We start from the raw sequence: 21765 nt of genomic DNA on the forward strand, positions 1-21765 counted from the left end.
CGTGGGCATCCAGGACATCATCGAGGGCAAGAAGCAGTGGCGGGCGCACATGGCGCGGGTCAAGGCCCTGCCGCCCGACTACCAGATCGTCTACAAGGAGATGCAGCGGTACTTCTTCAAGGTCGGGCCGGTCGGGCTGACCGACGGGCCCCTGCTGCCGGGGATCGTCGACTTCTTCGAGGAGGGCGTCGCGGCCGGCAAGGGAGTCCTGGAGCTCATCGGCGAGGACGTCGCCGCCTTCGCCGATGAGCTGATCAAGGACTCGCGCACCTACGCGGACCTCTATCAGGAGTCCGTCAGCCGGAAGCTCGGCGGCACCGGCAAACCTCACCGGTCGTAGAGCCGGCGGGCCCACAGGTACCCGCCCAGCGCGATGGCCGCGCTCCAGAGTGCCGCCGCCGCGAGGCTGGGCCCCGCCGGCCGCCCGGCCAGCAGCGCGCGCAGGGTCTCGATGACCGGCGTGAACGGCTGGTGTTCGGCGAACCAGCGCAACGGGCCCGGCATCGACTCCGGCGGGACCACGCCGCTGCCCAGGAACGGCAGCAACATCAGCGGCATCGGCAGGTTGCTGGCCGTGGCCACGTTCTTGGTGACCATGCCCAGCGCCGCCGACAGCCAGGTGATGGCGAAGGTGAACATCGCCAGCACGCCCACCACCCCGAGCCAGTCCAGCGCCGAGGCGGCGGGGCGGAAGCCGATCAACAGGGCCGTCAGCGTCACGGCCGCGATCGCGGTGAAGTTCTGCACGAGCGCGCCGAGCACGTGCCCGGTCAGGACCGAGACGCGGGCGATCGCCATGGTCTTGAACCTGGCGACGATGCCCTCGGTCATGTCCATCGCCACCGCGATCGCGGTCCCCTGCGCGGCGCTGGCGATCGTCATGATCAGGATGCCGGGGGTGATGTAGGCGACGTAGGCGGCGCGGTCGCCGCCGATCCCGGCCCCCATGATGCCGCCGAGGACGTAGACGAACAGCAGCAGGAACACCACCGGTACGCCCGCGTAGGTGAGGATCAGCGTGGGGTACCGCCACATGTGCCTGATCTGGCGGCGCAACATCGTCGCCGAGTCGGTGATCGCTCTCATCGGGCGGACTCCTCGGTCAGGGCCAGGAAGACGTCGTCCAGGCCGGGGGTGTGCATCGACAGCTCGGCGACCTCGACGGCCTGCGCGTCCAGCAGTTCCAGGAGCTCGCGTAACGCGCCTACGCCGGTGTCGGGGATCTGCACCGTGAGGGACTCCTCGTCGCACGAGGTCGCGCCCACCAGGGAGACCGCCCTGCGGTAGCCGTCGAGGTCGGCGAAGCGCACGACGACGTGGCCGCCGGGGACCAGGCGCTTGAGCTCTTCGGGGCTGCCCTCGGCCACCAGCCGGCCCTGGCTGAGCAGCGCGATGCGGTCGGCGAGCTCGTCGGCCTCCTCCAGGTACTGGGTGGTCAGGAAGATGGTCACGCCGTCCTGCCGGACGAGGTCCCGGACGAACTGCCACATCGTGCGGCGGCTGCGCGGGTCCAGTCCCGTGGTGGGCTCGTCGAGGAAGATGAGCCTGGGCGTGCCGACCATGGTCATGGCCAGGTCCAGCCGGCGGCGCATGCCGCCCGAGTAGGCGGCCGCGGGCGTGCGCGCGGCGCCGGTGAGGTCGAAGCGCTCCAGCAGTTCGCCGGCTCGGCGGCGGCCCTCGGCGCGGCCGAGGTGCAGCAGGTCGGCCATGAGCCGCAGGTTCTCCTCGCCGGTCAGCAGGCCGTCGACCGCGGAGAACTGGCCGGTGACGCCGATCGCGGCCCGCACCTTGTCGGGCTCCCTGGACAGGTCGTGCCCGGCGACCCGGATCTCGCCGGCGTCGGCCTTGATCAGGGTGGACAGGATCTGCACCGTGGTGGTCTTGCCCGCGCCGTTGGGGCCGAGCAGCGAGAAGACGGTGCCCTGGGGGATGGACAGGTCGATGCCGTCCAGGACGCGGTGGGGACCGTAGGACTTGCGCAGCCCCGCCACCGACACGAAAGCGCGCGACCCGTCGCGATAGTACGTGTTCATCACAATTGAAAGCTACGTTGCTTTCAGAAAATATGTCAATCAATGGAAACACATAAGCCCAGCTCACAGTGGATAAACTGATACATTGACGCTGAAGCTGAATGCAATGAAACGTTGCATTGTGTGGAGACGAACGCAATAGTGAGGTCGTGGCACAAGGAAGGTTGACCCTGCACGACCGCCGGCGCATCGCGACCGGTCTCGCCGAAGGCCGCTCCTACGCCGAGATCGCCAGGCGGCTCGACCGGCCGACCTCGACGATCAGCCGCGAGGTGAGCCGCAACGGCGGCCCCGGCGACTACCGTCCCGAGCGGGCGCACCAGGCGACGGCGCGGCGGGCGCGGCGCGGCGCCCCGGCGCGTCCGGCCGAGCCCCGGGACCGCGAGGTCTTCGAGGCGGAAGAGGGGGCCGTCGAGATGGCGGTCGCGATGGGCCTGCCCAAGATGGTGGCGCGCGTGCTCATCGGCCTGTGGCTGAGCGAGGACGGCCGGCTCACCGCGGCCGAGCTGGCGCGCGGGCTGAAGGTGAGCCCCGCCTCGATCTCCACGGCGGTGGGCTACCTGACCCAGCAGGGCCTGATCAGGCGCGAACGCGATCCGCAACGACGGCGCGACGTCTACGTGGTCGACGACGACGCCTGGTACCACTCGACGGTGATCAGCGCGCGGCAGACGCTCGCGGCGGCGGAGGTCGCCAAGGCGGCGGGGCGGACGCTCGGGCTCGACACGCCCGCGGGCCGGCGTCTGGCCAGGGGCGGCGCGTTCCTGGAGCGGATCAGCCTGGACGCCCTGGCGTCGGCGGAACGCTGGCGCGACCTCCTGCCGTGACCGAAGCGCGGCCCGTACCGCGCGATCCTCCCGAACCCGGACCGCGCACGATCCTCCAAACCCTGGACCGTGCACGATCCTCCCGACCCCGGACCGGGCCGCGTAGGGAGGCCGTCAAGATTCGGCCGACGGCCGTATGGAAACCGTCAAGAACGACAAAACACCCCATTTTCCGGCGTTTGCTGGACCTGCGGCCGCCCGTCGAGGGGCGGCGGCGATCTCATCATCGAGCTGAGGAGTGGGGATGGCCGACGTCGTCTTCGTCGCCCTGACGATCGCGATCTTCGTGGTCTTCGGGCTGGTCGTGCGGGCGGTGGAGCGGCTGTGAGCGCCGTCAACGCCGCCGGTCTCGTCGTGGTCGCCGGCCTGGTGATCTTCATGATCGCGGCCCTGCTGTTCCCGGAGCGGTTCTGATGAGCACGACCCTGGCCGGAATGATCTTCATCGTCTCCCTGATCGCGGCGCTGGCCCTGGTCTGGAAGCCGTTCGGCGACCACATGTACCGCGTCTACTCCACGACGAAGCACAACGTCGTCGAGCGCGGCGTCTACCGCCTGCTGGGAGTGCGGGCCGACGCCGAGCAGAGCTGGCCCGTCTACGCCCGCAGCCTGCTGGCGTTCTCGGTGGTCTCGGTCCTGGTCGTGTACGGCCTCCAGCGCCTGCAGGACAAGCTGCCGCTGAGCCTCGGCATGGAGCCGGTCACCGATCACATCGCTTGGAACACCGCGATCAGCTTCGTCACCAACACCAACTGGCAGGCGTACTCGGGCGAGTCCACGATGGGCCACCTGACCCAGATGTCCGCCCTGGCCGTGCAGAACTTCGTCTCGGCGGCCGTCGGCATGGCGGTCGCGGTGGCCCTGGTCCGCGGGTTCGCCCGCCGCAGGTCGGGCACGATCGGCAACTTCTGGGTGGACCTGGTCCGCGGCACCCTGCGCATCCTGCTGCCGATCGCCTTCGTCGGCGCGCTGGTGCTGGTGGCGGGCGGCCTGGTGCAGAACTTCTCGGGCGTGCACGAGGTGAGCACGCTGACCGGCGGCACGCAGGGCGTCACCGGCGGCCCGGTCGCCTCCCAGGAGGTCATCAAGGAACTGGGCACCAACGGCGGCGGCTTCTACAACGCCAACTCGGCCCACCCGTTCGAGAACGCCACAAGCTGGACGAACTGGTTCGAGATCTTCCTGATCCTGGTGATCCCGTTCTCGCTCACCCGCACCTTCGGCCGGCTGGTCGGCCAGGTCCGGCAGGGGTACGCAATCCTCGCGGTGATGGGCGTGCTGGCGCTGGCGAGCGTCCTGCTCACCAACGTCTTCGAGCTGTCCGGGAACGCCACCGTGCCGCAGGCGGCGGGGGCGGCGCTGGAGGGCAAGGAGCTGCGCTTCGGCGTCTCGAACTCGGCCACCTTCGCCGCCGCCACCACCCTCACGAGCACCGGGGCGGTGAACTCCTTCCACGACTCCTACACGCCGTTCGGCGGCATGATGACGCTGGTCAACATGATGCTCGGCGAGGTCGCGCCCGGCGGCGTCGGCTCGGGCCTGTACGGCATGCTGATCCTCGCCGTGATCACGGTGTTCGTGGCGGGCCTGATGGTCGGCCGCACGCCCGAGTACCTGGGCAAGCGCATCGGCGCCCGGGAGATCAAGCTCGCCTCCCTGTACTTCCTGGTCACCCCGGCCCTGGTGCTGGTCGGCACGGCCTGCGCGATGGGCTCGGCGGAGCGGCGCGCGAGCATGCTGAACGGCGGCCCGCACGGCCTGTCGGAGGTCCTGTACGCCTTCACCAGCGCCTCCAACAACAACGGCTCCGCCTTCGCCGGCCTCACCGTCAACACCCCCTGGTACGACGTGGCGCTCGGCCTGTGCATGGCCTTCGGCCGGTTCCTGCCGATCATCCTGGTGCTGGCCCTGGCCGGTTCGCTGGCGGTGCAGTCGCCCGTCCCCGCGGGCGCCGGCACGCTGCCCACCCACCGGCCGCAGTTCGTCGGCCTGGTCGTCGGCGTGACGGTCGTCCTCGTCGCCCTCACCTTCCTCCCGGCACTCGCGCTCGGCCCGATCGCAGAAGGACTGTCCTGACATGTCAACCCCCGTACTGGACAAACCCTCCCCCGCGCGGCGGGACGGCCGCGTGGGCGGCGGCCTGCTGGATCCCCGCCAGCTCGTCAGGTCCCTTCCCGACGCGGTCAGGAAGCTGAACCCGGCCACGCTGTGGCGCAACCCCGTCATGCTGATCGTCGAGGTCGGCGCGGTGTTCACCACCGTCCTGGCGATCGTCGAGCCGTCGTTCTTCGCCTGGGCGACCGTCGTGTGGCTGTGGCTGACCGTGATCTTCGCCAACCTGGCCGAGGCCGTCGCGGAAGGGCGCGGCAAGGCGCAGGCCGCGACGCTGCGCAGGGCCAAGACCGACACCCGGGCCCGCCGCCTGCGCGGCGACGCCGAGGGCGGGTGGGACACGGTCGGCGCGCCCGAGCTGCGGCAGGGCGACCTGGTGGTGGTCGAGGCCGGCGAGATCATCCCCGGCGACGGCGACGTGGTCGAGGGCATCGCCTCGGTGGACGAGTCGGCCATCACCGGCGAGTCCGCACCCGTCATCCGCGAGTCGGGCGGCGACCGCTCGGCGGTGACCGGCGGCACGAAGGTGCTCTCCGACCGGATCGTCGTCAGGATCACCCAGAAGCCCGGCGAGAGCTTCGTCGACCGCATGATCGCCCTGGTCGAGGGCGCCAACCGGCAGAAGACGCCCAACGAGATCGCGCTCAACATCCTGCTGGCCGCCCTGACGATCGTCTTCCTGGTCGCCACCGTCACCATGCAGCCGCTGGCCGTCTACTCCAAGCAGATCAACCCCGGCGTGCCGGACTCGATCGCGCTCGACGCGAACGGCGTCACCGGCATCGTGCTGGTCTCGCTGCTGGTCTGCCTGATCCCCACCACGATCGGGGCGCTGCTGTCGGCCATCGGCATCGCCGGCATGGATCGTCTGGTGCAGCGCAACGTCCTGGCCATGTCCGGCCGCGCGGTGGAGGCGGCCGGCGACGTGTCCACGCTGCTGCTGGACAAGACCGGCACGATCACGCTGGGCAACCGGCAGGCGGCCGAGTTCGTCCCCGTGGCCGGGGTCGGCGAGCGGGAGCTCGCCGAGGCCGCCCAGCTCTCCAGCCTCGCCGACGAGACGCCCGAGGGCCGCTCGGTCGTGGTGTTCGCCAAGGAGCGGTACGGCCTGCGCGAACGCGAGATCCACGGCGCCGAATGGGTGCAGTTCACCGCCCAGACCCGCATGTCCGGCGTGAACCTGGACGGCCGCGAGGTCCGCAAGGGCGCGGCCACCGCGGTCATGAAGTGGGTGCGCGACAACGGCGGCCACCCCACCGACGACGTCGGCCACATCGTGGACGGCATCTCCGCCTCCGGCGGCACCCCGCTGGTCGTGGCCGAGCGGGGCCGCGTGCTCGGCGTCATCCACCTCAAGGACGTCGTCAAGCAGGGCATGCGGGAACGCTTCGACGAGATGCGCCGCATGGGCATCCGCACCGTCATGATCACCGGCGACAACCCGCTCACCGCCAAGGCCATCGCCGACGAGGCCGGCGTGGACGACTTCCTGGCCGAGGCCACCCCCGAGGACAAGCTCGCGCTGATCAGGAAGGAGCAGGAGGGCGGCCGGCTGGTCGCGATGACCGGCGACGGCACCAACGACGCCCCCGCCCTGGCCCAGTCGGACGTCGGCGTGGCCATGAACACCGGCACCTCGGCCGCCAAGGAGGCCGGGAACATGGTCGACCTGGACTCCAACCCGACCAAGCTCATCGAGATCGTCGAGATCGGCAAGCAGCTGCTGATCACGCGGGGCGCGCTGACCACGTTCTCGATCGCCAACGACATCGCGAAGTACTTCGCGATCATCCCGGCCATGTTCGCGGCCGTCTACCCGGGCCTGGACGCGCTCAACGTCATGCGCCTGTCCAGCCCCCAGTCCGCGATCCTGGCCGCGGTGATCTTCAACGCGCTGGTCATCGTCGCGCTGATACCGCTGGCGCTCAGAGGCGTCCGGTACCGGCCGTCCAGCGCGTCCAAGCTGCTCTCGCGCAACCTGTACGTCTACGGCCTGGGCGGCATCGTCGCCCCCTTCATCGGCATCAAGCTCATCGACCTGCTGATCCAGTTCCTTCCGGGGATGTCATAAATGGAACGCCTGCCAAGCCGGCTCCGCCGGCACCTCGCCGCCCTGCGCGCCGTCGCCGTCCTGACCGCGCTGCTCGGCATCGTCTACCCGCTGGTCACCACCGGGGTCGCCCAGGCCCTGTTCAACGGGCGCGCCAACGGCTCGATCGTCGAGAAGGACGGCAGGGCCGTGGGCAGCGCGCTCATCGGCCAGTCCTTCACCGACGCCGACGGCAGGCCGGTCAGGAAGTACTTCCAGTCCCGCCCGTCGGCGGCGGGCGACGGCTACGACCCGACCGCGTCCGGCGCGAGCAACCTGGGCCCGCAGGACGTCGTGGACACGCTGCCGGTCGCGGGTGGGGAGGGCCGGCAGTCGCTGCTCACCCGGGTCTGCGCCCGTTCCAAGGCGGCCGGCGAGCTGGAGGGCGTCAGCGGCGCCCGCCCGTACTGCACCCCGGACGGGGTCGGCGCGGTGCTCAAGGTCTTCCCCGACCGGGCCGTCAGCGTCAACCAGGCGTGCCCGGCCACCCCGTTCGTGGCCGCGTACCAGCGGCTGAGGGTGGAGTGCGCGAAGCCGGGCGAGGACTACGCGGCCGGGCGGACCGTCCCCGTCCGGGGCAACGCCACGGCGGTCGTCCCCGCCGACGCGGTGACCGCAAGCGGCTCGGGGCTCGACCCGCACATCTCCCTCGCCTACGCCGAGCTGCAGGCCCCCCGCGTCGCCGAGGAGCGCGGCCTGGACCGGGCCGAGGTCGAACGGCTCATCCAGCGGCACACCACCGGCCGGGCGCTCGGCTTCATGGGCGAACCGGTGGTCAACGTGCTCGACCTCAACCTCGCCCTCGACGGGCAGTGACATGAGGGGGCGGTTGCGGGTCTATCTCGGGGCGGCGCCCGGGGTCGGCAAGACGTACGCGATGCTCGGCGAGGGCCGCCGCGCGCGGGAACGCGGCCGGGACGTGGTCGTGGGCCTGGTCGAGACCCACGGCCGTCCCCGCACCGCCGCCCTCCTGGAGGGCATGGAGATCGTCCCGCGCCGAACGGTCGTCCACCGCGGCGCCACCTTCACCGAGCTCGACGTGGACGCGGTCATCGCGCGCCGGCCCAAGGTGGCGCTGATCGACGAGCTGGCCCACACCAACGTGCCCGGCTCGAAGAACGTCAAGCGCTGGCAGGACGTCGACGAGATCCTGGACGCCGGCATCGACGTCGTCTCCACGGTGAACATCCAGCACCTGGAGTCGGTCAACGACGTCGTCCAGGAGATCACCGGCGTGCCGCAGCGCGAGACCGTGCCCGACGAGGTGGTGCGCCGCGCCGACCAGATCGAGCTGGTGGACATGTCGCCGGAGGCGCTGCGCCGCCGCATGGCGCACGGCAACGTGTACGCGCCGGAGAAGGTCAGCGCCGCCATGTCCAACTACTTCCGCGTCGGCAACCTCACCGCGCTGCGCGAACTCGCGCTGCTGTGGGTGGCCGGCAAGGTGGACGACCAGCTCGACCGCTACCGCGCCGACCACGGCATCGCCACCACCTGGGAGACCCGCGAGCGGGTGGTGGTCGCCCTGACCGGCGGGCCCGAGGGCGACACACTGGTCCGGCGGGCCGCCCGCATCGCGGCCCGGACCAAGGGCGCCGACCTGCTGGCGGTGCACGTCACCAGCGCCGACGGGCTGGCCGGCGCCGACCCGGCCAGCCTGGCCCGCCAGCGCACGCTGGTGGAGGACATGGGCGGCAGCTACCACCAGGTCGTCGGCGACGACGTCCCGCGGGCGCTGCTGGACTTCGCGCGCGGCGTCAACGCCACCCAGCTCGTCCTCGGCGCCTCGCGCAGGGGGCGGTTCGCGCAGATCTTCTCCCGGGGCGTCGGCGTGGAGACCACCGCCCGGTCCGGCTCGATCGACGTGCACATGATCACGCACGAGGAGGCCAAGCGCGGACGCCGCCGGCCCGCCCGCACGCGCGCCGCGCTCACCCGCACCCGGCGGGCGAGCGGCTGGGCGCTGGCAGTGGCCGGGATGCCGCTGCTGACGGCCGCGCTGGCGCCGTTCCGCGACCTGTTGTCGCTGCCCAGCGAGATCCTGTTCTTCCTGTGCCTGACCGTCGGGGTGGCCCTGGTGGGCGGCATGTGGCCGGCCATCACCGCGGCCGTCGGCGGCTCGCTGCTGCTCAACTGGTTCTTCACCGCGCCGGTCGGCCGGTTCACCATCGCCGCCCCGGAGAACCTGTTCGCGCTGGTCGTGTTCGTGCTGGTGGCGGCGGCGGTGAGCACCATCGTGGACATCGCGGCCCGCCGGACGAGGGAGGCCGCGCGGGCCGGCGCCGACGCCGAGCTGCTGTCCACCATGGCCGGTCACGTGCTGCGCGGCGAGGCCGCGGTGTCCTCGCTGCTGGAACGCATGCGCGAGACCTTCGGCCTGACCTCCGTCACCCTGCTGGAACGGCGGCCCGAGGCCGCGCGCGTGCCCGACCAGCAGTCCGACCCGGACGCCTGGCGGATCGTCGCCACCTCCGGCGGCGCCCCCGCCACCTGCCCGGGGCGGTCCGACACCGACGTCGTCATCGACGAGGAGCTGGTCCTGGCCGCCAGAGGCGAGCCGCTGGAGGCCGCCGACCGCACGGTGCTGGAGGCGTTCGCCGCCGAGACCGCCGTCGCGCTGCGTCAGGAACGTCTGCGGCAGGAGGCCGAGCTCGCCCGCCCGCTCGCCGAGGCCGACCGGATGCGCACCGCGCTGCTGGCCGCCGTCAGCCACGACCTGCGCACGCCGCTCGCCTCCGCCAAGGCCGCCGTCGAGAGCCTGTGCAGCACCGACGTCGCCTGGTCGGAACGGGACCGGTCCGAGCTGCTCGCCACCGCGAAGGAGTCGCTGGACAAGCTGGACCGGCTGGTGGCGAACCTGCTGGACATGAGCCGGCTGCAGGCCGGCGTGCTCGGGGTGAGCGCGCAGCCGCTGGCGCTGGAAGAGGTCGTGCCGCGCGCCATCGACGATCTCGGCCCGCTGCGGGACCGCGTCGAAGGCGACGTCTCCGTCGAGCTGCCCGACGTGCTGGCCGACCCTGCGCTGCTGGAACGCGTCCTGGTCAACCTCATGTCCAACGCCGTGCGCTTCAGCCCGCCGGGCCGGACCGTGCTGGTCACCGCGAGCGGGCACGGCGACCACGTCGAGATCCGGGTGATGGATCGTGGCCCCGGCATCCCGCCGGAGGCGCACGACCGCGTCTTCCAGCCGTTCCAGCGGCTCGGCGACCGCGACAACCACTCCGGCGTCGGGCTCGGGCTCGCCCTGTCCCGCGGGCTCGCCGAGGCCATGGGCGGCACGCTCGTGCCCGACGAGACCCCTGGGGGCGGTCTCACCATGATCCTCACCCTGCCCGTCGCCGCCCCCGGCCGGTGAGCCCGGGGCTCGGGTCAGAGGGCGGCCAGGCCGAGGGCGAAGGCGGCAGCGCTGAGGATCATCAGCAGCAGCGACGGCAGGGTGTCCTTGGCGGCGTCGCGGGCCCTGAGGTGGGTGACGACGGCGCCGGCCATGAGGAGCGCCAGGCCGGCCGCGGCCGCGACCCCGAGGACCTCGACCCACAGTCCGGCGACCAGCCCCACGGCTCCGAGGATCTCCAGCGCGCCGATGACGCGCATGAGGCCGGGCGACACCCCGAGCTTGCCCAGCTGGGCCGCCATGGCCTCCTTGCCGGTGAGCTTGGGGAAGCCGGCGCCGGCGAAGGCGAGAGCCAGCAGGAGGGACAGGACGACGATGGCGATGGACATGAACGCGAGCTCCCCGCGATAGAACATTCAATACTTCAGTGACTGAAGTATGTTCTACCAGAAGTTTTTCGCGCGACGCACCAAGGGGGCGGCGCAGCGGCGGCGAGGAGGAGGGCGGGCGATCGCCCGGAGGTCAGCGGCGGGGGCGCGGGCCGGCGGCCGACTGAGCCAGGCGGAGCAGCGACAGCAGCGCGGTGCGCTGGTCGTCGTCGAGCACCGAGATGATCGGCGCCCGTTCGAAGAGGCGGGCCAGGAGGCGGCCGCGGAGTTCCTGGCCGGACTCGGTGAGGACGAGCCGCTTGGCCCGCCGGTCAGCCGGGTCAGGCTCCCGGCGCAGGAAACCGCACTGTTCGAGCGCGTCCGCGATGCCGGTCACGTGGGAGGGCTCGCAGTGCAGCTGGCCGGCTATCTGGCCCATGCGCAGCGGCTGCCCGAGCTGGAGCAGGGTGTGGGCCTGCGGCACGGTGAGACCGACCGCGGCGGCCGTCTCGTCGAAGTGCGCCCGCAGGGCGGCGTCCGCGGCGAACAGGCGTTCCACGATCTCCTGGCCCTCGGGGTCCGGCCAATCGATCTCCAGCTCCGCCACGACTCCCCCGCCGCCCACACTGATTCAGCTCTTGAACTATATGCCCGTCGTACGCCGGCGGGCGCACAGCGTCACACGGCGGACGGCACGGCGGGCGCGGCCACGCGGTGCCGTCCGTCGGCCGCACGGGACGCGCGCGACACCCGGGCCATCGCCAGGAAGGAGACCAGCAGGCAGGCGGCGCCCAGCGGCATGAGGTCCTTCTCCACGAACGGCACCAGGACGTCGGCGACCACCAGGACGGGCGTCCACGCCTTGACGCGGCGCTGGACGGCGAGCTGGAGGACCAGGCCGATCTGGGCGACGAAGAACAACATCGGCCCGAAGTCGTAGACCACCTGCTGCACCCCGGGAACCGACTGGACCTGGTCGAAGAGCACGCCCATCGCGGCGTGGTCGGCCGAGCGGAATCCCACGACGATGTCGATGGAGAACTGGGCGATCAGCGTGGCGATGCCGACATGTCCGGCGACGGCCAGCCCGGTCGCCAGGCGGCCGCGACCGGCCAGCCGGCGCATCTCGTGGAAGGCCACGGCGAAGAACGCCAGGGCGCCGATGAAGGCCAGGTGCCCGGTCGTCCAGGCGAGGCCGGGGCCGCGGCTGCCGTCCAGGCCGTCCAGGATGCGGAGGACGCCGTAGGTGAAGGTGAGCACAGGGGCGGCGACGAAGGCGATGCGGGGGTTCATCTCGTTGACTCCTTAGCGGTGACGACCTCCCCCCATCCTGGTTTTCGGCGGCCTTGCGGACATCGCCGGAGCGGGCGAACTCCCGTCTCGCTCTTGAGCGGGATACGGGACCTCGCCTCCCTCCCAAGAGTGATCATTCCCCGGCCGGGCCGACCAGGCCGAGCTCGTAGGCGAGCACCGCCGCCTGGGTGCGGTCGCGGGCGCCGAGCTTGTCCAGGAGGTTGCCGACGTGCGTCTTGACCGTCTCCCTGGTGACGTGCAGCGCGGCGGCGATCTCCGCGTTGTTCCGCCCGAGCGCGATGTGCCGCAGGACGTCCAGCTCGCGCGGCGTCGGCTCGACGGGCAGGCGTTGCCGGGCGCTGCCGACGTGCGGCGAGGCGATGCGGCGCAGCGCGTCGGGGAAGAGCACCGCGTCGCGCCGGTGCACCAGGCGGATCGCCTCCACCAGCTCGCCGGCGGGCGAACGTTTGAGCACGTAGCCGGCGGCTCCCGCGCGCAGCGCCCCCCAGACGAGCTGGTCGCTCTCGAACGTGGTCACCATGACGACGCGCGTCTTCGGCGAGCGGCGGGCCAGCTCCCGGGTCGCGGCCAGGCCGTCCATGACCGGCATGCGGATGTCCATCAGCACGACGTCCGCGCCGGCGCCGGCCGTGACCGCCGCACGGCCGTCGGCGGCCTCGGCCGTCACCTCGATGTCGTCGTGCAGGGAGAGCATGGTCGCCCAGCCCGAACGGATGAGCTGCTCGTCGTCGGCCAGGACGACCCGGATCACAGCGGCAGGCTCGCCCGGACGCGCCACGTTCCGCCCACCTCCTCCCAGGTGCACGTCCCGCCGGCGAGCCGGGCCCGCATGCGCATGCCGGTCAGGCCGCGCCCCGGCTCCCCCGGCGTGCTGAGAGTCGCGTTGTCCATGGTCAGGGTCAGTCGTTCGGCGGCGGCGACGGCGAGCGTGACCGGGCCGTGGCCGTGCCGCAGGGCGTTGGTGAGCGCCTCCCTGGCGATCGCGAAGGCGGCCCGCGAGGTCGCGGGCGACACCTTGCCGAGGTGGCCGACGCTGACCCGGACGTCGAGGCCGCGGGTGAGCGTGCCGAGCGCCTCCAGGGTGGGCGTCCGGCCGGCCGCGCCGTCGTCGAGCACGCCGAGCAGCACGTCGAGCTCCTGCTGAGCGTTGCGGGCGGTGGTCGTCAGGTGGCCGAGCGACTGGACGGCGAGCTCGGGGGCGGCGCGGCGCAGCGCCGCCTCGGCCGCCATGGCCTGCACCAGGACGACGCTGAGGGCGTGGCCGACGGAGTCGTGCAGTTCCAGGGCGAGCGACTGGCGGCGGCCCAGCTCGTCGATCAGCCGGGACGGCTCGGAACGCAGCAGCCGCCGCGCGACCCAGCGCTGGCCGAGCCCGGCGGCGACCATCGCGGCCAGCACGACGGCGGTGAGCAGCAGCACCTCGGCCACCTGGCCGGGCGCCGCCTGCCACGCCCGCGGCAGCAGCCCGGGGGACAACGCCAGGACGGCCGCGCTGAGCGTCCCGCCGACGAACAGGTGCAGGCTGGTCAGGGCCACCAGGTAGAGGCGGTCACCGCGTTCGGGCACGTCCACGTCGAGCAGGTCCGACAGCGCGATCACCTCCAGACGGCGGGTCAGCGGCAGCAGCGCGAGCAGCACCGAGGCGGGCAGGCACGCCGCCCACAGCACCAGCAGGCGGCCCGGCGTCAGCTCGGCCAGGATCGGCAGGCCGAGCCCGGCGGCGACCGGAGCCAGAAGCGCGGCGCCCAGGAGCTGGTAGACCCCGGCCCGCACGGCCTGGGTGAGAGGGCGTTTCACGTGGACCGACGTTAGCCGACGCCTCCGTGGCCGCACTCCCCCGCCGGGGGGAGGCAGGGCGGCCCGGTCGTTCCTAGCGTGAGCGCCATGACGAGAACTGATCGTTCGCGCGGCGCCGCGGCGCCGCTCCCCGTGGCCACCGTTACCGCGGGATCGCCGGTGACCGGCGGACGGCTGCGCACGGCGTGGCGGGCCGCCCACGCGCCGGTGGCCGGGGTGCCCCGCTGGGCGCGGATCGCCGCCTACGCCGTGCCGTTCACCGTGCTGCCGTCCAGCCTGTGGCGGTTGCCCGCGGCGTTCGACCGCGGGATCGGGCTCGGTGAACGGCTGTACATCGTGATCCTGTCGATCGTGTCGGAGCTGGCGGCGTTCACCGCCGTCGGGCTGGTGGCCGCGTGGGGTGAGCGGTTCCCCCGCTGGGTCCCCGGGTTGCGCGGCCGCAGGGTGCCGACGCCGGCCGCCGTCGTTCCGGCGGCGTCGGGCGCCGTGCTCCTGACGGTCCTGTGGACCTCGGCCTTCGTGACCGAGCTCGCCGGGGTGACCATGCGCGGCGAGCCGATCCCGCCGGACTTCCCCAGCCGGGCGGGCGGCTGGGAGGCCGCGATCTTCGCCGTCTGCTACCTTCCGCTCCTGCTGTGGGGGCCGCTGCTCGCCGCCGTCGCCTACGCCTATCACCGACGCCGCAGCCAGCGGCCCGGCGTGCCCGCGCTCAGGGGGCGAGGGCGGCGGTGAGGCGGTTGCTGAAGCGGGCGAGCAACCCGCTCTGGGACGTCTCGGAGACCATCCGGCCGACGAACGGCGGGATGCGCCAGTTGGCGGGGCTGCGCCGGGCCAGCCTGGACACCAGGTTGACGTGCGGGTAGCGGGCCCGCTCGTAGGCGCGCAGCCGCTGCGCCGGGTCGCCGCCCTCGGCCAGCTCGCGGCCGAGCACCCACACGTCCTCCAGGGTCTGGTTGGCGCCCTGTCCGAGGGTGGGCGGCATGAGGTGGGCGGCGTCGCCGAGCAGGGTGACGCGGCCCTTGCCCCATTCCCGGCGCACCTTCTGCCAGTGATGGCCGAAGAAGTCGAGATCGGCCTCCGACGCCTGGGCGAGCAGCTCGGGGACGGGCGACGCCCAGTGGCCGAAGCGGCGCCGCAGCTCGGCCAGGGGCTCGGCCGGACGCGGCTCGCCCGGGGACCAGCGCACGTCGAACCACCACTGGAGCTTGCCGTCACCGGCGGGGATGATCCCGCAGGCGCCCTCCTTACCGGTGATCATGAGGTGCAGGTGGGTGCGGGCGAGGTCGATGTCGATCCGGCTCAGGGCCTGCCAGGTGCCGAACGTGGCCGTCCGGATGGGGACGTCGCCCCACAACTCGCGCCGGACGACCGAGTGGTGGCCGTCGGCGCCGATCAGCAGGTCGCCCGTGGCCGTCGAGCCGTCGTCGAAGGTCACGGTCACCCGGTCGGCGTCCTGGGTCACGGTCCGGCAGGCCGTGCCGTAGCGGATCAGGTCGCCGGGCAGCCCGTCGGCCAGCCGGTCCAGCAGGAGACGGCGGGAGACCGACTTGTTCGGGAAACCGTAGAGGGCGGCCGCGTGGGCCATGTCGGAGGTGAGCCGCAGCCGGCCGTCGGCGGTCAGCGCGTCGATCCGGTCGAACCGGCCGCCGACGCCGTCAAGGGTGACACCGAGATCGTGCAGCACCGCGGCGCCGTTGCTGAAGATGCTCAACCCGGCGCCGCCCGTGCGCATCGCGGGGGCCTGTTCGTAGATCCGCACCTGGTGGCCGGCGGCGAGCAGGCTGCGCGCGACGGCCAGGCCGCCCACGCCCGCGCCGATGACGACAACGTCCATATTATCTCCAAAACGAAGTTACTTCGATTCAAAGATACATCGCTGTGAAGTACATTGGGGCGAGTGACCGACAACCACCCAGAAGCGGACGTCTACCGCGAGTTCCTGATCGCGGTCATGCTGCACATCGAGGCCATCGCCGACCGGCTCGGCGTGCACCATGTGGACGTGGCCGCGCTCATCCTGCTGGAGATGCGCGGCCCCCTCCCGGTGGGCGCGATCTCCGAGGAACTGGGGCTCCCGTCCGCGTCCGCGACCCGGCTCATCGACCGCCTGGAGAAGGCCGGCTACGTGCGGCGGGTACGCGGCGAGCGCGACCGGCGCATGGTCACGGTGGAGCTGCTGGAGGGTGGCATGGCCGAGTACCACGCCACCCGCGTCACCTCCGAGCGGCACCTGGAGCAGATCCGCGGGCAGTTCACGCAGGAGCAGGTGCCGCTGATGCTGGGCATGCTCGGCGGCGTCGCCCGCGCCTACCGCTCGGCCACCAGGGAGATCCGCGAGCAGTCCGGCTGAGCAGCCCCGGCTCGTGGCGTCAGGGCGTGTCGCCGGCGGTGTCGCCTGCGGTGTCGCCTGCGCGGTCGACCTCGTCGGCGAAGGCGAGGACCCGGGTGTTGACGCGGTCGGGGAACTCGCCGTTGAGGGCGTGGGAGGCGTCCGGCCACAACTCGACGACGCCCCGGGCGAGCAGGCGGCGGGCCCGCAGGGCGGCCTTGCGCGGGTTGTGGATGATGCTGCGCCCGGCGATCAGCGCGAGCACCGGCACGTCGAGCCCGGCCACCTGGTCGTCCGTGGGGTACGTGGGCGGGGGCAGGAACGCGGTGAAGTCCCGCATCCCGGCCGAGATCAGGTTGGCGACGGGCTCGTCGGCGGAGGCGTCGGCCCCGCCGGAGATCCAGCTCAGCAGCTTCCTGCGCCACGACTCGGGGAAGAACGGCACCACCGAGCCCAGCGAGAAGACGACGACCTTCCAGGTGATCCGGCCGAACAGGTTCGCGGGATCGAGCACGCTCACCGAGGCGATCCGCTCCGGCACGCGCAGGGCCAGATGGAAGGCGCTCCACCCGCCGATGGACACCCCGACGAGGTGCACCCGGTCGAGGCCGAGCCGGTCCAGCAGCCCGGCCAGCCAGGCCGCCTGGTCCGCCGCGCTCGTGAACGCCCGGGTCTGCACCGACAGGCCGGGCTCGCCGAGCAGGTCGACGGTGTAGACCGTCCGCCGGGCGACGAGGCCGGCCAGGTTCGCCTCCCACATCGGGGTGGCCGAGGTGCGCCCCGGCAGCAGGAGCAGCGGCACGCCGTCGCCGCCGCCGAACCGGTAGACCCGGACTGATCCGAACTCGGTCACCACGTCGTGGGTCTGGCCGGGTTCGGGGAGCCGGGCCATGGCGTCATCGTAGGCGTCGCGGTAGCGCGCGAAGGCGGGGGCGTCGCGGAAGTGGCCGAGCCGCCGCGCGCGGAACGCGGCTCCGATGTTGGGTTCGACAAGGTCGTTCACGTGCGGATCCTTCGTTCGCCCTTCGCGATACGATCGTATCGCAACAACGTCACGATACACTCGTATCGCAAAGAGAGGGGGGCCGTGCCGAAACAGGTGGACCACGCGGCGCGGCGGGCCGAGATCGCCCATGCCGCGCTCAGGCTGTGCGCGCGCGACGGCCTGGCCGGCGTGAGCATCGGAGGGGTCGCCCAGGAGGCCGGCGTCTCCAAGGGGCTCGTGCAGCACTATTTCGGGGCGAAGGCCGACCTGATGCGGGCGAGCGCGCGGCTGCTCAGGCAGGAGATCGAAGGCCATCTCCGGGCGGCGCTGCGGGAGGCCGCCGGGCCGGCCGACACGCTGCGGCGCACGCTGCTGGCCGTCGTCGAGCTGGGCTCGCGCGCTCCCGTGCTGCTGCTGGCCGGGCACGCGTTCCTGGCCAGAGCCGTCGCCGATCCCGACGTACGCGAGCTGTACCGCGCGGGCGGCGACGCGGTGCACCGCGAGATCGCCGCGCTCGTGGCCGCCACCGCCGCGGACCCCGGCGTCGAGGCGGGCGCCGAGGCGCACGTGCTGCTCGCGCTCGCGCGCGGGCTGGCCGACGGCGTGCTGGTCGGGGACCTGGACATCGCCGAGGCGACCACGGTCCTCGACCACCAGCTCCGCCGGCTCGGCCGGTCGGCGGGCTCCTGACGGCACGCCGCGGGCGGCCCGGGGAGCTCCTCCGCCGGGCCGCCCGCGGCGCTCTCACCCGCCGATCGCGGGCATGCCCTCCGGTACGGCCTCCGCCGCCGCCTCCGGCCCGGCCGCCGCGAGCAGCTCCACCAGCCGGTCCGCGATCGCGGAGATGGTGGGCTGCTGCCACAGCAGGGTCGCGGGCAGCCGGCAGCCGAAGCGCTTGTCCAGACGCCGCCGCACCATGACCGTCATCACCGAGTCCAGCCCCTGCTCCACCAGGGGACGGCGGACCGCCAGGTCCTCGGGGGCCAGCCGCATCACGGCCGCGATCTCCGCCCGCACCTCGGGCAGGACGCGCTCGCGCAGGTCCTCCGCCGTCAGCCCGGCGAACGACCCCGCGGGCCCGCGCAGCTCCTCCTCCGCCGGGACCGGCGCGTCGATCACCGGGTAGCGCAGCCCCGTGAGGTGACCCACCACCCGGCCGTCCGGGTCGGCCAGCAACACGCGCACGATGTCGTCGGCGGCCCGGTCCACGGCCGCGTCGATGACCACCGTCGCGGGTGGGGCGCCGGTCAGCACGACCTCGTCGATGTGCACGACCATGCGCAGCACCGGGTCGCCGGGGAATACGCAGGGCGCGACGGACATCGCCGCGTCCAGCGCCGGGGCCCAGCTCTCGGCGTCCCCGGTGCGGACGGTGGCGCGCAGCGCGCCGTCGCCGCCCAGCAGCGTCTCGATCGTCCAGTCGAAGCCCGTCGAGGGCACGCCGACGGCGGCCAGCCGCCGCTGCACGAACCCGGGATCGATCGCGGTCAGAGCGCCGGCGTCGGGCAGCACGTCGGGCTTGACCTGGCCAGGAGCGGCCACCTCCGCGGTGACGTGCACCAGCCAGGCCGGTTCCGGCTCGCCGGGGCCGGCCGGCGTACGGGCCGCGAGCCGTACCGCCGGAGGCTCGTGCACGACCTGGACCTGCCGGCGTTCCGCGGTCATCAGCGGATGCGTCATCTCCACGCCGGTGAGCGTGACGTCCTCGTCCTCGGCCGCGTGCAGGAACGTGTTGACCAGCACGGCGGCGGGCACGATCTCGACCCCGTTGAGGGTGTGACTGCCCGGGTAGGGCCGGTTGGCGTCCTCCAGGCTGGTCCGCCACACGCGGGTCCGGCTGCCGGCCAGGCTGGTCCCGGCGCCGAGCAGGGTGTGGGAGCGCACGTCGTGCCCGCGGTTGTCGTCGTCGCCGGAGTCCCCGCGCCAGTGGCGGCGGTGCTGCCAGGCGTACGGCGGCAGGTCGGCGAGGCCGCCGTACGGCTGCAGCCGGTTCCAGTCCACCTCGACGCCGTGACAGTGGGCCGTGCCGACCGCGGCGAGGAAGGCCGGCAGCTCCGGCTGGTTCCGGCGCAGCGTGGTGCCGACGAACACGTCCTCGAACCCGTTCTCCGACAGCGTCTCGGTGACGGAGTGCGCGACCACCGGGTGGGGGGAGATCTCCAGGAACACGCGGTGGCCGTCCTCGGCCGCGGCCGTCGTCGCCGCGGTCAGCCGCACGGGGTCACGGAGGTTCGCCGCCCAGTACGCGCCGTCCAGCACCGGCGTCGCCCGGGGGTCGGCCAGCGCGGTCGTGTACATGGGGATGCGCGGCGGGCCGAACGACAGGCCGGCGACGGCGGCGGCCAGCTCGACGGCCAGCGGTTCCATCTGCGGGCTGTGGAAGGCGACGTCCGAGGCCACCCGCCGCACCACGATGCCCTCGGCCGGCCAGTCCTCGACCACGGCCTCGACCGCGGCGACGTCGCCGGACAACACGGTGGAGCCCGGCGACGACGAGATCGCGGCCACCAGGTCGGTCCGCCCGGCCAGCCGCTCGGCCGCCTCCTCGAAGGACAGGCCGACCATCACCATGGCCCCCTTGCCCTCGGCCTGCCGCAGCAGCCGCGAGCGGCGGCAGATCAGGCGGGCGCCGTCGGCGACGCTCATCGCGCCGGCCGTCACCGCCGCCGCGATCTCGCCGACGGAGTGGCCGATGACGGCCCGCGGAGCGACCCCGTACGCGTTCCAGAGCCGGGCGAGGCCCAGCTGCATCACGAAGATCATGGTCTGCACGCGGTCGATCGTGTCCAGATCGCCGTCGGCCAGGACCTGCCGCGGGGAGAAGCCGATCTCCTCGGCGAAGATCGGCTCGACCTCGTCGACCAGGGACGCGAAGTCCGGCACGGCGAGCAGCTCCCGCCCCATCCCCGGCCACTGGCAGCCCTGCCCCGAGAACACCCAGACCGGGCCGGGGCCGAGGTCGGGCAGCACGTCCCCGGTGAGGACCGCCTCGGCCGGCACGTCGTCGGCCAGCCTGCGCAGGTGGGCCGCCAGCTCGTCGCCGTCCGTCCCGATCACGACGGCGCGGCGGGCCAGATGGGTGCGCCGCAGCGCCAGCGTGTGCCCCGCCGACGCCGGGTCGAGGCCCGTGCCGAAGTGCTCGGCGAGCCGGCCCGCGTACTGCCGGAGGGCCTGCTCCGACGCCGCCGACAGCGGGAACAGCCGCTCCGCGCGGGGAGGCGGCTCCTCCTGCGCGGCCGCGTGGCGGGCCGGCGGGGCCTGTTCGAGCACGATGTGCGCGACCGTGCCCCCGTACCCGAAGCTGGAGACGCCCGCCCGGCGCGGGTGGTCGCGCTCCGGCCAGGACGATCGCCGCGTCACCACGCGCAGCCCCGAGGACTCCCACGGGACGGCCGGGTTGAGCGAGGACAACACGCTCGGCGGGATCTCCCCGCGGTCGAGGGCGAGCACCGCCTTGATGACGCCGGCGATGCCGGCGGCGCCTTCCAGGTGGCCGATGTTGGACTTGACCGAGCCGATCAGGCACGGGTCGCCGGCGGGCCGCCCCGCGCCGTACACCGAGGACAGCGCGCCCGCCTCCAGCGGGTCGCCGAGCCGGGTGCCGGTGCCGTGCGCCTCGACGTAGTCCACGGTGGACGGCGCGACGCCCGCCTGCCGGCACGCCCGGGCCATCACGTGCTCCTGGGCCTCGCCGCACGGCGCCATGATGCCGTTGGTGTGCCCGTCCTGGTTCACGGCGCTGCCGATGACCAGCGCGAGCACGCGGTCGCCGTCGCGCTGCGCGTCGGACAGGCGCTTGAGCACGATCACGCCGCAGCCCTCGCCGCGGCCGTAGCCGTCGGCCGCCGCGTCGAACGACTTCGACCGCCCGTCGGGCGCCAGGGCTCCGGCGGTGCCGAGCGTGAGGGTCTGGCCGGGGGTGACCAGCAGGTTGACGCCGCCGGCGAGGGCGACATCGCTCTCGCCGAGCCGCAGGCTCTGCGCGGCCAGGTGCAGCGCGACCAGCGACGCCGAGCAGGCGGTGTCGATCGCCATGCTGGGGCCGCGCAGGTCGAGGGAGTAGGAGATGCGGTTGGCCACGGCGCAGGTCGCGGCGCCGATCCCGGTCCACGCCTCGATCTGGGGCAGGTCCTCCAGCAGCCGGCCGCCGTAGTCGGCCGTGCAGACGCCGACGAACACCCCGGCGTCGGTCCCGGCCAGCTCGTGCGGCGGCAGGCCGGCGTGCTCCAGTGCCTCCCACGCGGTCTCCATGAGGATGCGCTGCTGCGGGTCCATCAGCTCGGCCTCGCGGGGCGACAGGCCGAAGAACTCCGCGTCGAAGCCCTCGATGTCGCTCAGGAAGCTGCCGTGCCGTACGGCGTCGCGCAGTGCGGCGGCGTGCTCGGGGCTCCGGGTCTCGTAGCCGCGCCAGCGTTCGGCGGGCAGCGGCCCGGTCGTGTTGCGGCCGGCGCACAGCAGGTCCCAGAACTCGTCCGGCGAGTGGACGTCGCCGGGAAGACGGCATCCGATCCCGACCACCGCGACTGGTTCCACCCGGGCTCCGCGCGGAGTGTCGACCATCTGCGTTCGTTTCCCTTC

Annotated in this window: 20 protein-coding genes; 10 read left to right on the top strand and 10 right to left on the bottom strand. The window is 72.9% G+C overall.

Features of this window, described 5'->3' with window-relative positions:
• Window position 1: 1 nt before the first annotated feature.
• Window positions 2–340 carry a DUF1048 domain-containing protein gene (locus ACFYYW_RS30775; protein ID WP_364418803.1) on the top strand — a complete coding sequence of 113 codons (339 nt, stop codon included), beginning with the start codon at window positions 2–4 and terminating at the stop codon, window positions 338–340.
• Here ACFYYW_RS30775 and ACFYYW_RS30780 read toward each other — a convergent pair.
• The gene (locus ACFYYW_RS30780) at window positions 328–1086 is read right to left on the bottom strand and encodes an ABC transporter permease (protein WP_387653736.1); all 759 of its coding nucleotides are present in this window, start codon (window positions 1084–1086) and stop codon (window positions 328–330) included. The genes ACFYYW_RS30775 and ACFYYW_RS30780 overlap by 13 nt on opposite strands.
• Window positions 1083–2033, bottom strand: a complete 951-nt coding sequence (locus ACFYYW_RS30785; protein WP_387653739.1) for an ATP-binding cassette domain-containing protein — start codon at window positions 2031–2033, stop codon at window positions 1083–1085. The genes ACFYYW_RS30780 and ACFYYW_RS30785 overlap by 4 nt, the downstream gene beginning before the upstream one ends.
• Before the next feature lie 164 nt (window positions 2034–2197).
• On the opposite strand from ACFYYW_RS30785, the gene ACFYYW_RS30790 reads away from it, so the two are divergent.
• From ACFYYW_RS30790 to ACFYYW_RS30815, 6 genes are all read left to right on the top strand, one after another.
• Window positions 2198–2860: a helix-turn-helix domain-containing protein gene (locus ACFYYW_RS30790; RefSeq protein WP_352323776.1), complete on the top strand. Its 663-nt coding sequence runs from the start codon at window positions 2198–2200 to the stop codon at window positions 2858–2860.
• A 324-nt stretch (window positions 2861–3184) separates the two neighbouring features.
• Entirely contained in the window at window positions 3185–3274 is a 90-nt protein-coding gene (gene kdpF, locus ACFYYW_RS30795; RefSeq protein ID WP_352323775.1) for a K(+)-transporting ATPase subunit F, read from the top strand.
• Window positions 3274–4935 (top strand): potassium-transporting ATPase subunit KdpA, encoded by a 1662-nt coding sequence (kdpA, locus tag ACFYYW_RS30800; RefSeq protein WP_387653744.1) that lies wholly within the window; start codon window positions 3274–3276, stop codon window positions 4933–4935. Before kdpF ends, kdpA begins: the two co-directional genes overlap by 1 nt.
• A gap of 1 nt (window position 4936) precedes the next feature.
• Window positions 4937–7042 (top strand): potassium-transporting ATPase subunit KdpB, encoded by a 2106-nt coding sequence (gene kdpB / locus ACFYYW_RS30805; protein WP_387653747.1) that lies wholly within the window; start codon window positions 4937–4939, stop codon window positions 7040–7042.
• Window positions 7043–7876, top strand: a complete 834-nt coding sequence (locus ACFYYW_RS30810) for a potassium-transporting ATPase subunit C (RefSeq protein ID WP_387653750.1) — start codon at window positions 7043–7045, stop codon at window positions 7874–7876. It abuts the gene before it with no gap.
• Window position 7877: 1 nt separating this feature from the next.
• A complete protein-coding gene (locus ACFYYW_RS30815; RefSeq protein WP_387653753.1) occupies window positions 7878–10415 on the top strand; it encodes an ATP-binding protein in 2538 nt (845 codons plus the stop codon).
• Between the two features lie 14 nt (window positions 10416–10429).
• Here ACFYYW_RS30815 and ACFYYW_RS30820 read toward each other — a convergent pair whose 3' ends face one another.
• From ACFYYW_RS30820 to ACFYYW_RS30840, 5 genes are all read right to left on the bottom strand, one after another.
• A complete protein-coding gene (locus ACFYYW_RS30820) occupies window positions 10430–10783 on the bottom strand; it encodes a DoxX family protein (RefSeq protein WP_387653756.1) in 354 nt (117 codons plus the stop codon).
• 133 nt (window positions 10784–10916) lie between these two features.
• Entirely contained in the window at window positions 10917–11369 is a 453-nt protein-coding gene (locus ACFYYW_RS30825) for a MarR family winged helix-turn-helix transcriptional regulator (RefSeq protein WP_387653759.1), read from the bottom strand.
• A 71-nt stretch (window positions 11370–11440) separates the two neighbouring features.
• Window positions 11441–12055: a hypothetical protein gene (locus ACFYYW_RS30830; RefSeq protein WP_387653761.1), complete on the bottom strand. Its 615-nt coding sequence runs from the start codon at window positions 12053–12055 to the stop codon at window positions 11441–11443.
• A gap of 133 nt (window positions 12056–12188) precedes the next feature.
• A complete protein-coding gene (locus ACFYYW_RS30835; protein ID WP_387653764.1) occupies window positions 12189–12827 on the bottom strand; it encodes a response regulator in 639 nt (212 codons plus the stop codon).
• Window positions 12824–13873: a sensor histidine kinase gene (locus ACFYYW_RS30840; RefSeq protein WP_387653766.1), complete on the bottom strand. Its 1050-nt coding sequence runs from the start codon at window positions 13871–13873 to the stop codon at window positions 12824–12826. Before ACFYYW_RS30840 ends, ACFYYW_RS30835 begins: the two co-directional genes overlap by 4 nt.
• An 87-nt stretch (window positions 13874–13960) precedes the next feature.
• Here ACFYYW_RS30840 and ACFYYW_RS30845 point away from each other — a divergent pair, with 87 nt between their 5' ends.
• The gene (locus ACFYYW_RS30845) at window positions 13961–14605 is read left to right on the top strand and encodes a hypothetical protein (protein WP_387653769.1); all 645 of its coding nucleotides are present in this window, start codon (window positions 13961–13963) and stop codon (window positions 14603–14605) included.
• On the opposite strand, the gene ACFYYW_RS30850 is transcribed toward ACFYYW_RS30845, so the two are convergent.
• Window positions 14583–15707 (bottom strand): FAD-dependent oxidoreductase, encoded by a 1125-nt coding sequence (locus tag ACFYYW_RS30850; RefSeq protein WP_387653772.1) that lies wholly within the window; start codon window positions 15705–15707, stop codon window positions 14583–14585. The genes ACFYYW_RS30845 and ACFYYW_RS30850 overlap by 23 nt on opposite strands.
• A 63-nt stretch (window positions 15708–15770) precedes the next feature.
• Between ACFYYW_RS30850 and ACFYYW_RS30855 the strand changes: the two genes are divergently transcribed.
• Entirely contained in the window at window positions 15771–16223 is a 453-nt protein-coding gene (locus ACFYYW_RS30855; protein ID WP_352323765.1) for a MarR family transcriptional regulator, read from the top strand.
• 19 nt (window positions 16224–16242) lie between these two features.
• Here ACFYYW_RS30855 and ACFYYW_RS30860 read toward each other — a convergent pair whose 3' ends face one another.
• Entirely contained in the window at window positions 16243–17205 is a 963-nt protein-coding gene (locus tag ACFYYW_RS30860; protein ID WP_387653775.1) for an alpha/beta fold hydrolase, read from the bottom strand.
• Window positions 17206–17289: 84 nt separating this feature from the next.
• On the opposite strand from ACFYYW_RS30860, the gene ACFYYW_RS30865 reads away from it, so the two are divergent.
• Complete coding sequence (locus tag ACFYYW_RS30865) at window positions 17290–17877, top strand: TetR/AcrR family transcriptional regulator (RefSeq protein WP_387653778.1); 588 nt, start codon at window positions 17290–17292, stop codon at window positions 17875–17877.
• A 54-nt stretch (window positions 17878–17931) separates the two neighbouring features.
• Here ACFYYW_RS30865 and ACFYYW_RS30870 read toward each other — a convergent pair whose 3' ends face one another.
• Entirely contained in the window at window positions 17932–21720 is a 3789-nt protein-coding gene (locus ACFYYW_RS30870; RefSeq protein WP_387653781.1) for a type I polyketide synthase, read from the bottom strand.
• Between the last annotated feature and the right edge of the window lie 45 nt (window positions 21721–21765).

Origin of the sequence: Nonomuraea sp. NPDC001831, assembly GCF_042892035.1 — a bacterium.
Lineage (GTDB): Bacteria > Actinomycetota > Actinomycetes > Streptosporangiales > Streptosporangiaceae > Nonomuraea.

Bases quoted from the DNA above. Each gene is read 5' to 3' on its own strand.
- ACFYYW_RS30830 (WP_387653761.1), bottom strand. From the start codon at position 12,055: ATGAACCCCCGCATCGCCTTCGTCGCCGCCCCTGTGCTCACCTTCACC.
- ACFYYW_RS30780 (WP_387653736.1), bottom strand. From the start codon at position 1,086: ATGAGAGCGATCACCGACTCGGCGACGATGTTGCGCCGCCAGATCAGG.
- ACFYYW_RS30850 (WP_387653772.1), bottom strand. From the start codon at position 15,707: ATGGACGTTGTCGTCATCGGCGCGGGCGTGGGCGGCCTGGCCGTCGCG.
- ACFYYW_RS30820 (WP_387653756.1), bottom strand. From the start codon at position 10,783: ATGTCCATCGCCATCGTCGTCCTGTCCCTCCTGCTGGCTCTCGCCTTC.
- ACFYYW_RS30785 (WP_387653739.1), bottom strand. From the start codon at position 2,033: ATGAACACGTACTATCGCGACGGGTCGCGCGCTTTCGTGTCGGTGGCG.
- ACFYYW_RS30845 (WP_387653769.1), top strand. From the start codon at position 13,961: ATGACGAGAACTGATCGTTCGCGCGGCGCCGCGGCGCCGCTCCCCGTG.
- ACFYYW_RS30815 (WP_387653753.1), top strand. From the start codon at position 7,878: ATGAGGGGGCGGTTGCGGGTCTATCTCGGGGCGGCGCCCGGGGTCGGC.
- kdpB (WP_387653747.1), top strand. From the start codon at position 4,937: ATGTCAACCCCCGTACTGGACAAACCCTCCCCCGCGCGGCGGGACGGC.
- kdpA (WP_387653744.1), top strand. From the start codon at position 3,274: ATGAGCACGACCCTGGCCGGAATGATCTTCATCGTCTCCCTGATCGCG.
- ACFYYW_RS30810 (WP_387653750.1), top strand. From the start codon at position 7,043: ATGGAACGCCTGCCAAGCCGGCTCCGCCGGCACCTCGCCGCCCTGCGC.